This is a genomic window from Candidatus Edwardsbacteria bacterium (assembly GCA_018821925.1).
In the GTDB taxonomy this organism is placed as follows: domain Bacteria; phylum Edwardsbacteria; class AC1; order AC1; family EtOH8; genus UBA2226.
On record JAHJLF010000011.1, the window covers coordinates 1 to 10,986 of the forward strand.

Annotated in this window: 10 protein-coding genes and 1 tRNA gene; all 11 read right to left on the minus strand. The window is 58.8% G+C overall.

The window, feature by feature from the left end; genetic code table 11:
* The coding region (gene rpoC, locus KJ869_00875) for a DNA-directed RNA polymerase subunit beta' (protein MBU1575745.1) at nt 1-3,575 on the minus strand (3,575 nt) is incomplete at its 3' end.
* Between the two features lie 3 nt (nt 3,576-3,578).
* Complete coding sequence (rpoB, locus tag KJ869_00880; GenBank protein ID MBU1575746.1) at nt 3,579-7,358, minus strand: DNA-directed RNA polymerase subunit beta; 3,780 nt, start codon at nt 7,356-7,358, stop codon at nt 3,579-3,581.
* Between the two features lie 214 nt (nt 7,359-7,572).
* The gene (gene rplL, locus KJ869_00885; GenBank protein MBU1575747.1) at nt 7,573-7,944 is read right to left on the minus strand and encodes a 50S ribosomal protein L7/L12; all 372 of its coding nucleotides are present in this window, start codon (nt 7,942-7,944) and stop codon (nt 7,573-7,575) included.
* A 63-nt stretch (nt 7,945-8,007) separates the two neighbouring features.
* A complete protein-coding gene (rplJ, locus tag KJ869_00890) occupies nt 8,008-8,529 on the minus strand; it encodes a 50S ribosomal protein L10 (protein ID MBU1575748.1) in 522 nt (173 codons plus the stop codon).
* Nucleotides 8,530-8,539: 10 nt separating this feature from the next.
* Nucleotides 8,540-9,241 carry a 50S ribosomal protein L1 gene (gene rplA / locus KJ869_00895; GenBank protein ID MBU1575749.1) on the minus strand — a complete coding sequence of 234 codons (702 nt, stop codon included), beginning with the start codon at nt 9,239-9,241 and terminating at the stop codon, nt 8,540-8,542.
* Nucleotides 9,242-9,347: 106 nt separating this feature from the next.
* Nucleotides 9,348-9,773: a 50S ribosomal protein L11 gene (rplK, locus tag KJ869_00900; GenBank protein ID MBU1575750.1), complete on the minus strand. Its 426-nt coding sequence runs from the start codon at nt 9,771-9,773 to the stop codon at nt 9,348-9,350.
* Between the two features lie 31 nt (nt 9,774-9,804).
* A complete protein-coding gene (nusG, locus tag KJ869_00905) occupies nt 9,805-10,335 on the minus strand; it encodes a transcription termination/antitermination protein NusG (protein MBU1575751.1) in 531 nt (176 codons plus the stop codon).
* On the minus strand, nt 10,336-10,527 hold the full coding sequence (secE, locus tag KJ869_00910) for a preprotein translocase subunit SecE (GenBank protein ID MBU1575752.1): 192 nt from the start codon (nt 10,525-10,527) through the stop codon (nt 10,336-10,338).
* A 60-nt stretch (nt 10,528-10,587) separates the two neighbouring features.
* Nucleotides 10,588-10,663, minus strand: a tRNA-Trp gene (locus KJ869_00915).
* Nucleotides 10,664-10,674: 11 nt separating this feature from the next.
* Entirely contained in the window at nt 10,675-10,824 is a 150-nt protein-coding gene (rpmG, locus tag KJ869_00920) for a 50S ribosomal protein L33 (protein MBU1575753.1), read from the minus strand.
* 62 nt (nt 10,825-10,886) lie between these two features.
* Nucleotides 10,887-10,986: hypothetical protein (locus KJ869_00925; GenBank protein ID MBU1575754.1), on the minus strand; the 100-nt coding region annotated here is incomplete at its 5' end.

The following is a 10,986-nucleotide window of genomic DNA, read 5'->3' on the forward strand; positions in this document are numbered from 1 at the left end:
CCCTTGATCCGCAGAATGTCGTGGGGGTTGATGGAGCCCTCGGTCAGCTTCTCCCCGGCCCTGACCCGGTCTCCCTCCCTGACATACAGATGTTTGCCGTGGGGTATCAGATAGGCCCGCTCCTCGTCGTTCTCGTTCTTGACGACGATGGTCCGCTGGCCCTTGGAGATCTCGCCGAACTTGACCCGGCCGTCGATCTCGGTGACCACCGCGGGATCGGAGGGTTTGCGGGCCTCGAACAGCTCGGCCACCCGGGGCAGGCCGGCGGTGATGTCGCGGCTCTTGGATATCTCCCGGGGGGTCTTGGCCAGGAATTCGCCGGCCGAGATATTCTGGCCTTCCTGGACCATGATCCGGGCCCCGATGGGGATGGGATAGCTGGAACGCACCTTGCCGCGTTTGTCGACGATATTGATGTGCGGATAGAGGCTCCGGTCCTTGCTCTCGATGACCATGGGGCGCCGCATGCCGGTGATGTCGTCGAATTCCTCGGAGATGGTGACATCGGGCACCATGTCGGCCAGCTGCACCGTACCGGTGTGCTCGGCCAGAATGGCCGCGGTATGGGGATCCCACTCGAAGATGATGTCTCCCGGGAGCACCGCCGCCTTGTCCGCCACCTTCAGCACCGAGGCGTAAGGCACGCTGTAGCGGGTCTTAACGTTGTTTTTCTCGCCATGCAAAATTATCTCGCCGTCCCGGTTGATGGCCACCACCTCGCCCGATTCCATGGTGACGGTCTCCAGCCCCTTGAACTCCAGGGTGCCCGGGATCTTGACGGTGACCTTGGACTGGGCCGCGATGCGGGACGAGGTGCCGCCGATGTGGAAGGTTCTCAGGGTCAGCTGGGTGCCCGGCTCGCCGATGCTCTGGGCCCCCATCACGCCAATGGCCTCGCCCATGTCCACCAGGTGGCCGGTGCCCAGGTTGCGCCCGTAGCACCTGCGGCACAGACCGCGCTTGGCCTCGCAGGTAAGCACCGAACGGATCTTGACTTTCTCGATGCCGGCTTCCTCAATCTCCTCGGAGGCCTCCTCATTTATCTCCTGACCGGAGCTGACGATGACCTCCCCGGTGATGGGGCTGACCACGTCCTCCATGGCCACCCTTCCCAGGATGCGGTCCTTGAGGGTTTCGATGATGTCCTCGCCCTCTTTTAATGCTCCGCGCTCATCGCCCAGGATGGTGCCGCAGTCGTCCTCGGTAATGATGATATCCTGGGCCACGTCCACCAGCCTCCGGGTAAGGTAGCCGGCCTCCGAGGTCTTCAGGGCGGTGTCGGCCAGGCCCTTTCGGGCTCCGTGGGTGGAGATGAAATATTCCACCACCGTCAACCCCTCCCGGAAGTTGTTCAGGATGGGGGTCTCGATGATCTCCTGTCCGGTGAAACGCTTCTGGGGTTTGGCCATCAGGCCGCGCATGCCGCCCAGCTGCCGGACCTGCTCCCGGGTGCCCCGGGCCTCGGAATCGAAGAGCATGAACACCGGGTTGAAGCCGTTCTTATCCTCGGCCATGCCCTTGAGCAGGCTCTCGGTAACCTGGTTGTTGACATGGGTCCAGATGTCGATGACCTTGTTGTATCTTTCGGTGTCGGTGATGACGCCCTTGCGGTACTGGCCCTTGATCTTCTCCACCGACTCGATGCCCTTATCGATCAGGGCCTGTTTCTCGGAAGGAACGATGATGTCGGACAGGCTGATGGTCACCCCGGACTGGGTGGCGTACTTGAAGCCTATCTTCTTTACCTCGTCCATGAACATGGCCGTCTTGTAGCTGCCGATCTTGCGGAAGGAGGCCATGGCCAGTTTATCCAGGGCTTTCTTGAACATGGTTTCGTTGACATAGCCCAGCTCCTTGGGAACGATTTCATTGAACAGCACCCGCCCCACGGTGGTCTCTATCATCCGGCCCTCCAGCCTCAGCTTGATCTTGGCATGGATGTCCACCACCTCGTTGTGATGGGCCAGGATCACCTCATCCTGATGGGCGAACACCTTGCCCTGGCCCTTGGAGTCGGCCCTGGGCTTGGTCAGGTAATAACAGCCGATGACTATGTCCAGCTTGGGGGTGATCACCGGCTTACCGGAGGCCGGCAGCAGAATATTGTTAGACGAAAGCATCAGGGTAGCCGCCTCGATCTGGGCCTCGTAGGACAGCGGCACGTGCACCGCCATCTGATCGCCGTCAAAGTCGGCGTTGAAGGCCGCGCAGACCAGGGGATGGATCCGGATGGCCTTGCCCTCTATCAACACCGGCTCAAAGGCCTGAATGCCCAGGCGGTGCAGGGTGGGGGCCCGGTTCAGCAGGACCGGATGCTCCTTGACGATATCCTCCAGGATCTCCCAGACGCCGGGCTTCTCCTTCTCCACCAGCCGTTTGGCGCCCTTGACGCTCTGGACATAGCCCTTCTCCTCCAACTTTTTCAGGATGAACGGTTTGAACAGCTCCAGGGCCATGCTCTTGGGAAGGCCGCACTGGTAGGGCTTCAGCTCGGGGCCGACCACGATCACCGACCGGCCGGAGTAGTCCACCCGCTTGCCCAGCAGGTTCTGGCGGAACCGGCCCTGTTTGCCGCGCAGGATGTCGGACAGGCTCTTCAGCTCGCGGTTGCCCCGGCCCTTGATGGCCCGGGAGCGGCGGCCGTTGTCCAGCAGGGCGTCCACCGCATCTTGCAGCATCCGCTTCTCGTTGCGCAAAATGATCTCCGGGGCCCGCATGTCGATGATCTTCTTCAGGCGGTTGTTGCGGGTCAGCACCCGGCGGTACAGGTCGTTAAGGTCGGAGGTGGCGAAGCGCCCGCCCTCCAATGGAACCAGGGGCCTTAGGTCCGGCGGGATCACCGGCAGGATGTCCATTATCATCCACTCCGGACGATTGCCGGACTGGCGCAGGGCCTCCACGATCCTCAACCGCTTCAGTAGGTCCTTCTTGCTCTCGACCGAAACCTCGCGCCGTAAGCCCACCTTCAGCTCGGCCGAAAGATCGTCCAGGTTGATCTCCTTCAGCAGGTCGCGCACCGCCTCGGCTCCCATCTTGGCCACGAAGTCCTTGCCGAACTCCTCCTCGGCCCTGATGCACTGTTCCTCGTTGATCAGGTCCTTCTTATGGTGGCTGCTGGCGCCCGGGTCTATCACAATATACGATTCGTAATACAGCACCCGCTCCAGATCCCGCATGGTAACGCCCAGCAGCTGCCCCACCCGGCTGGGCAGGGATTTGACGTACCAGATATGGGCCACCGGCACCGCCAGCTTGATATGCCCCATTCTCTCCCGGCGGACCTTGGAAAGGGTGACCTCCACTCCGCAGCGGTCGCAGACCACACCCCGGAAGCGGATCTTTTTATATTTTCCGCAGTTGCACTCCCAGTCCTTGGTGGGCCCGAATATCTTCTCGCAGAACAGCCCGTCCCTCTCCGGCTTGAAGGTCCGGTAGTTGATGGTCTCCGGCTTAGTGACCTCGCCGTAGGACCAGGACATCACCAGTTCGGGGGAGGCCAGACCGATCCTTATCGAATCGAAATCATAATTTTTATTTTCCTGCTCGGCAGGAACGTTTTTTCTCGCTTCAGCCATGGCTTATTCCTCCTTCCTTAATTGGATATCCAGACACAACCCTTGCAGTTCCTTGACCAGCACGTCGAAGGATGCCGGGGTGCCCGGCTCCGGGAGGTTCTCTCCCTTGACGATGGCCTCGTACACCCTCTGTCTTCCCTGGACGTCGTCGGATTTGACGGTCAATATCTCCTGGAGGGTGTAGGCCGCGCCGTAGGCCTCCAGAGCCCAGACCTCCATCTCCCCGAAACGCTGTCCGCCGAAGTGGGCCTTGCCTCCCAGCGGCTGCTGGGTGATCAGGGAGTATGGTCCTATCGACCGGGCGTGTATCTTGTCGTCCACCAGATGGGACAGCTTGAGCATATACATGACGCCCACCGTTACCGGCTCGTCGAACGATTCCCCGCTCCGGCCGTCGAACAAACGAACCTTGCCGTTCTCGGGCAGTCCGGCCCGCTGCATCTCCTCGATCACCTCGGAGATGGTGGCTCCGTTGAACACCGAGGTGGCCACCTTGAAGCCCAAAATTTTGGCGGCCCAGCCCAGATGGGTCTCCAGGATCTGGCCCAGGTTCATGCGGGAGGGAACCCCCAGCGGGTTTAGTATCATGTCCAGCGGCCGGCCATCCGACAGGTAGGGCATATCCTCGGCCGGGACGATCCTGGCCAGCACCCCCTTGTTGCCGTGGCGCCCGGCCAGCTTGTCGCCCACCATCAGCCGGCGCTTACGGGCCACAAAGACCTTGACCAATTTGATGACGTCGGCCGGAAGCTCGTCGCCCCGCTCCACTTTCTCTTTTTCTATCTGGATATCGGCCTGCACCGATTCGATGGCTTTCCGGGCGGACTCCACCAGCTTGACGGCCTTCTGATTGAGGGCCTTATCCTCGCAGATCTCGCCCAGCTCCTCCATGTCCACGAACTTGATGTCGTGCAACACCGGCTCCGACAGGCGCTGTCCCTTGCGGGCGATCAGTTTTTCGCCATGTTTGATGGTGATGTTGCAGGTCTGGTCCGCCAGCAGTTCCCTGATCCGTCGGTCGCGTTCCACCTTGATCCGGTCGACCTGCTTCTTGGCCTCCTTCTGGATCTCCTCGATCTTTTTCTTCTCCTCGTGGGAAGACCGGCGGTCCTGGCTCTTGCGGGAGAACACCTTGACGTCGCAGACCACGCCGTCCATGCCGGGAGGCGCCTTAAGCGAAGTATCCTTGATATCCCCGGCCTTGTCGCCGAAGATGGCCCGAAGCAGTTTTTCCTCGGGGGTGGGTTCGGTCTCGCCCTTGGGAGTGACCTTGCCTACCAGGATATCGCCGGCCTCCACTCGGGCCCCTATTCGGATGATGCCGTTCTCATCCAGGTCCTTGAGAGTGTCTTCGCCCACGTTGGGTATCTCCCGGGTGATCTCCTCCGGACCCCGCTTGGTGTCGCGGACGAAACACTCGAAACTCTCTATGTGCACCGAGGTGAAGCGGTCCTCCTTGACCATCCTCTCGCTGATGATAATGGCATCCTCGAAATTGAACCCGGCCCAAGGCATGAAGCCCACCAGGCAGTTGACCCCCAGAGCCAGCTCGCCCTGGGCGGTGGATGAGCCGTCGGCGATCACCTCGCCCTTCTTGGCGGTCTCGCCTTCTTTGACGATCGGCCGCTGATTGATGCAGGTGTCCTGGTTGGATCGCCTGAATTTTGTAAGATGGTATATATCCAGCTGGCTGTTCTTTAAAAAATCCACCTCGGCCACGTCGGGACGGGAGGGCCGGATAAAGATGGTGTCGGCGGTCACCTTCTCCACCACCCCGTCCCGGCGGCACTGGACCATGGTGCCGGAGTCGACCGCGGCCTTGCCCTCCAAACCGGTGCCGATGATCGGCGACTCGGGCCGCAACAGGGGCACTGCCTGGCACTGCATGTTGGAGCCCATCAGAGCCCGGTTGGCGTCATCATGCTCCAGGAATGGTATCAGGGCGGCCGAAAGGCTCACTAACTGCTGGGGAGAGACATCCATATAATCCACTTCGGGAGGCTTTACCCGGGGGAAAATTTCCCGGTGACGGCACAGTGCCAGGTCCACCGCCAGCCGGTCCTTGTCGTCGATGGCGGTGTTGGCCTGGGCGATGGTAAACTGATCCTCGGTATTGGCCGATAAATATTCGATCTCTCCGGTCAGTTTCCCGCCCTTGACCTTGCGGTAGGGTGTCTCCAAAAAGCCCAGATCGTTGACCCTGGCATAGCAGGCCAGGCTGGCGATCAGGCCGATGTTCGGGCCTTCCGGCGTTTCGATGGGGCACAGCCGGCCGTAGTGGGTATAATGCACGTCGCGCACCTCGAAGCCGGCCCTCTCCCGGGTCAGGCCGCCCGGCCCCAGGGCCGAAAGCCTTCGCTTGTGCCGGAGTTCGGCCAGCGGATTGGGCTGGTCCAGGAATTGCGACAGCTGGGAGGAGCCGAAAAAGGTATTGATGGTGGAGGAGATGATCCTGGAGTTGACCAGGTCGTGCGGGGTGATGGCATCGGCGCCGTCCCACATAGACATCCTCTCCCGGGCCATCCGGGCCATCCGGGACAGGGCCACCGAGAACTGGGCGGTCACCAGTTCGCCCACCCTAAGCACCCGGCGGTTGCCCAGATGGTCGATATCGTCTATCATCCCCTGGTTGGCCCGCAGGCCCAGCAGGTAGCGGATGACCTCCACGAAATCCTTGGGTCCCAGCACCGTGCTGTTGGAGAGTTCCATCTCCAGGCGGCGGTTCAGCTGATAGCGCCCCACCCGCTTCAGGTCGTAATGCTTGCGATCGAAGAACAGTCGGTCGATGACGCTCTTGGCCAGCTCCGGACTGATGGCGTCGCCGGGGTGAAGGATGTTGTATATCTTGGACAGGGCATCCTCCTTGACCCCCTTGTTGTTATCGGCCAGCATGGTCCGGGGAATGATGGCCGAATCCTTGGCCGGATCTATGGCCACCACCTGGGCACTGTCGATCTTGGCCAGCCGCAAGGTGGCCAATATCTCCGGGGTGACGATATGGCCGGCCTCGGCCAGCACCTCGCCGCTCTTGGGCGCCACCACGTCGCTGAAGAGATACCGTCCCAGTATCTGCTTGTCGGCGCTGATGGGCAGGCTCTCCCCCTTATGGAACAGGCCCAAAATATCCTTGTTCTGGGCGAAGCCCACCGCCCGCAGCAGCAGGGTGGCGTGGAATTTGCGGTGTTTGTCTATGGAGACCCACAGCAGATCCTTGGGATCGATCATGAATTTGATCCAGGAACCGCGGTAGGGAATGATCTCTGAGGTATAGATGCGCTTGCCAGAGGGATGGGACTTCTCGGCAAAGAACGCTCCGGGGGAACGGTGCAGCTGGCTGACCACCACCCGTTCGGCTCCGTTGATGACGAAGGTGCCGATATCGGTCATCAGGGGAAGTTCGCCCAGAAAGACCTCCTTCTCCACTACTTCCTTGGGAGGGGCCTTGGGATCGGAGGTGTCCTTGACCATCAGGCGCAGCACCGCTTTCAGCGGGGCGGCGTAGGTCATATCGCGGTCATGGCACTCCGGGATGGCATAGCGCGGTTTGCCCAAGCTGTAGGAGACGAACTCCAGCGACAGACGGTTCTGGGGATCTTCAATGGGGAATATTTCGTTGAATATGGCCTGCAGCCCCTCGTTCCTTCTCTTGGCGGGAGGGGCATCCTCCTGGAGGAAATCCTTGAATGAGCTGACCTGCATATCCAGCATATTGGGCAGTTGAATGCCCGATTGGATCTTGGAATAATCTTTTCTCTTTACCTGCTTCAAGGTGGTGCTCCTTATTCGGCTTAACGGACTGGCCGGCGGGAAACTCCCCCGGCGCTAAAAAAAATAATCGACCCGGCCTAAGGCCGCTAAAAACAGCGTTTGATGAAACCGCTTAATCTCCCGGCACCACATCCGGGAACGGCCCCATCAAACGCATCGGGGACAGAAGACCGGGGACAACCACTGTCCCCGATCCCCCGTTTATGTGTCGACTAAAAATAAGCTCTGATTACTTCAACTCTACGGTAGCCCCGGCGGCCTCTAGGATAGCCTTGATCTTCTGGGCCTCATCCTTGGCAACGCTTTCCTTGACCGGCTTGGGAGCGCTCTCCACCAGGTCCTTGGCCTCCTTCAGGCCCAGACTGGTGATGCCCCGGACCTCCTTGATCACCTGGATCTTCTTGTCTCCGCTGGAGATCAGGATCACGTCAAAGCTGGTTTTTTCCTCGGCCGGAGCGGCGGCGGGCATAGCGGCCATGGCAGCCATCGGGGCGGCGGCCTTGACGTCGAATTTTTCTTCCAAAGCCTTGACCAGTTCCGACAGTTCCAGCACGGTCATGGATTCGATGGCTTCCATTATGGTTTGTTTCTTGTCCGACATTTTGAAATGCTCCTTTTTATTCCTGATTGTTTTTTATTTTCTTTTTGGTCTTTTTTAAAACGGTTATTTGGCTTCCTTTTGCTTGGCTATGGCATCCACCGTGCCCACGAACTTCTGGATGATCCCGCCCAGGGCCCCCACCAGGCCGGTGATCGGAGACTGCATGGCGGACAGTATCTGGGATATCAGCACTTCGCGGCTGGGCAGCAGGGCCAATTGTTTGACCTGCTTAACATCAACCATCTTGCCTTCGACAATGCCCACCTTAACCGAGGGCTTGTCGTCGTTTTTGGCGAACTCCACCAGGATCTTGGCCGGAATGATGGGATCCTTTACGCCGAAGGCCAGCCCGGTGGGGCCGGTCAGGTAATCCAGCAGCATCTCCATCCCGGCGTTCTTGGCCGCCAACTGGGCCAGGGTGTTCTTGACCACCTGGTATTCCACCGAAGCATCCCTCAGTTTCTTGCGCAGCTCGGTGGCCCGGACCACATCCAGCCCCGTGAAATCGGTCAGATAGATGGCCTTGGCGGCTTTCAACTTCTCGGTAAGCTCCCGGACTATCTTTTCTTTTTCTTGCTTTATCATCGTTTAGTCCTCACTTTCCTTTAGTGGCCAGCTCGGTCAGAGCGATTTTGACCCCGGGGCTCATGGTGGCCGATATCGACAGGCTCTTGATATATGACCCCTTGGCCGATGATGGTTTGGCCCTGATTACTTCGTTGATCACCGCCCTGGAGTTGCTTACCAGCTTGTCGGTCTCGAAGGATTTCTTGCCTACCGGAAGGTGCAGATTGCCCTGTTTGTCCAAGCGGTATTCGATCTTGCCGGCCTTGGATTCCTTGACCGCCTTGGCCACGTCGAAGGTGACCGTTCCGGTCTTGGGGTTGGGCATCAGCCCCCGGACGCCCAGGATCTTGCCCAGCTTGCCCACCTGGCTCATCATATCGGGAGTGGCGATGGCCACGTCGAAGTCGGTCCAGCCCTCGGTTATCTTCTTGATCAGTTCTTCGGAGCCGAAATAATCCGCCCCGGCATCCCTGGCCTCGATCTCTTTTTCGCCCTTGGCGAAGACCAGCACTCGGACCTTTTTGCCGGTGCCGTGGGGCAGCAGGACCGTCCCCCTAAGGTTCTGATCGGATTTCTTGGGATCAAGCCCTGTCTTCATCGACAGTTCCATGGTCTCGTCAAACTTGGCAAAGGCCGCCTGCTTGACCATCTCCATTGCCTCGGCCAGGGTGTATTCCTTGACCGCTTCAAATTTTTTAAGCGAGTTGTTGTACTTTTTCCCTCTTTTCATCTTCCTCCTTTCTGGTTAATAACGAAGACAGCGCGGGTGACCCTGAAATCCCACCCTGATCTCCTCCCAGCGGGATTGATATTTTTGCTTATATTTAGTCGGTTAATTAATTGCTTATCTCTATGCCCATGCTGCGGGCGGTGCCCTTGACCATCATCATGGCGGCATCCACATTGGCGGCATTGAGGTCGGCCATCTTCTTGGTGGCAATCTCCTTGACCTGGGCCTCGGTCACCGTGCCCACCTTATTGCGGTTGGGAACTCCCGAGCCCTTGGCCAGCCCGGCGGCTTTTTTTAGCAATACCGCAGCCGGCGGGGTCTTGGTGATAAAGGAAAATGACCGGTCCTTGTACACCGTGATCACGCAGGGGATGATCAATCCTTCCTGCCCGGAGGTTTTGGCGTTGAACTGCTTGCAGAACTCCGGAATGTTGACGCCGTGCTGCCCCAAAGCCGGGCCCACCGGGGGCGCCGGATTGGCCTGTCCGGCCGGGACCTGAAGTTTTACCATTGCGGTTACAATCTTTGCCATATCTTCTCTCTTGGTTTATTTTATTTTTCTATCACAGATTGTTAATCTGCATGGAATCGAGCTCCACCGGAGTGGTCCGCCCGAAGATGGTCACCATCACCCTGACCTTTCCGTGTTCGTTGTCTATCTCCTCGATGACGCCGGTGAAACTGGCGAACGGCCCGTCGATGATCTTGATGGTCTCGCCCTTCTGATAAGGTATCACCACCGGCCCCTGGCGCTTCTCCCCATCCATCCGGGATATCAGGCGCTGGGCCTCGGAATCCCGCATGGGCTGCGGTTTACGCCTGGTGCCCAGGAAGCTGGTGACGCCGGGGGTGGTGGAGACCACGTTCCAGACCTCGTCGGTCATGTCCATCTCCACCATCAAGTAGCTGGGAAAGAGCTGTTTGGCGGTGGTCTTGCGGCGCCCCTTCTTGATCTCGGTAACATCCTCGGTGGGTATCAGCACCCGTCCGATCTTATCCTGAAGGCCGAAGCGCAGGGCGGCCGATTCCAGGGCCGCTTTGACCCGATTTTCGTGCCCGGCGTAGGTATGTATGACGTACCAGCGCATTGCCATTTAAAATCGGCCCAGAAAAAATGTTACGCCCACCGACAGCAACCGGTCGATGACCCCGATAAAAGCGGTCACCACCAGCGACACCACGCCCACCACGATGGTGGACTGAACCAGCTCGTCGCGGCTGGGCCAGCTGACCTTGGTGAACTCGACCCTGACGTCCTTTACGAACTGCACTATTTTATTGAACATAATTTTATCTTCCCTTCGATTGAACCGATCCCTTTTGTTTTTGAAACCTGTCAACCGGAATGGCAGGCCAGGAGGGACTTGAACCCCCAGCATCCGGTTTTGGAGACCGGCGCTCTACCATTGGAGCTACTGGCCTTCGCCTTTGGATTATCTGGTTTCTTTATGAGCGGTGTGTTTTCTGCAAAACCGGCAGTATTTCTTATACTCGACCCGGTCAGGGTGTTTGCGCTTGTTCTTGGTGTTGTTGTAATTCCGGCGTTTGCAGTCCACGCAAGCCAAAGTGATTATCTCTCGCATTTCATTTATCCGATTCTTTAATTTCCGATTAACTAATTACCTGTTTATGGTTTTCCAAACAGTTATTCCACGATCTCGGTAACGGTTCCGGCGCCCACGGTGCGGCCGCCCTCGCGGATGGCGAACTTAAGGCCCTTCTCCATGGCGATGGGGGTCAACAGC

Bases quoted from the DNA above. Each gene is read 5' to 3' on its own strand.
- rplK (MBU1575750.1), bottom strand. From the start codon at position 9,773: ATGGCAAAGATTGTAACCGCAATGGTAAAACTTCAGGTCCCGGCCGGA.
- rplA (MBU1575749.1), bottom strand. From the start codon at position 9,241: ATGAAAAGAGGGAAAAAGTACAACAACTCGCTTAAAAAATTTGAAGCG.
- secE (MBU1575752.1), bottom strand. From the start codon at position 10,527: ATGTTCAATAAAATAGTGCAGTTCGTAAAGGACGTCAGGGTCGAGTTC.
- nusG (MBU1575751.1), bottom strand. From the start codon at position 10,335: ATGGCAATGCGCTGGTACGTCATACATACCTACGCCGGGCACGAAAAT.
- rpmG (MBU1575753.1), bottom strand. From the start codon at position 10,824: ATGCGAGAGATAATCACTTTGGCTTGCGTGGACTGCAAACGCCGGAAT.
- rplJ (MBU1575748.1), bottom strand. From the start codon at position 8,529: ATGATAAAGCAAGAAAAAGAAAAGATAGTCCGGGAGCTTACCGAGAAG.
- rplL (MBU1575747.1), bottom strand. From the start codon at position 7,944: ATGTCGGACAAGAAACAAACCATAATGGAAGCCATCGAATCCATGACC.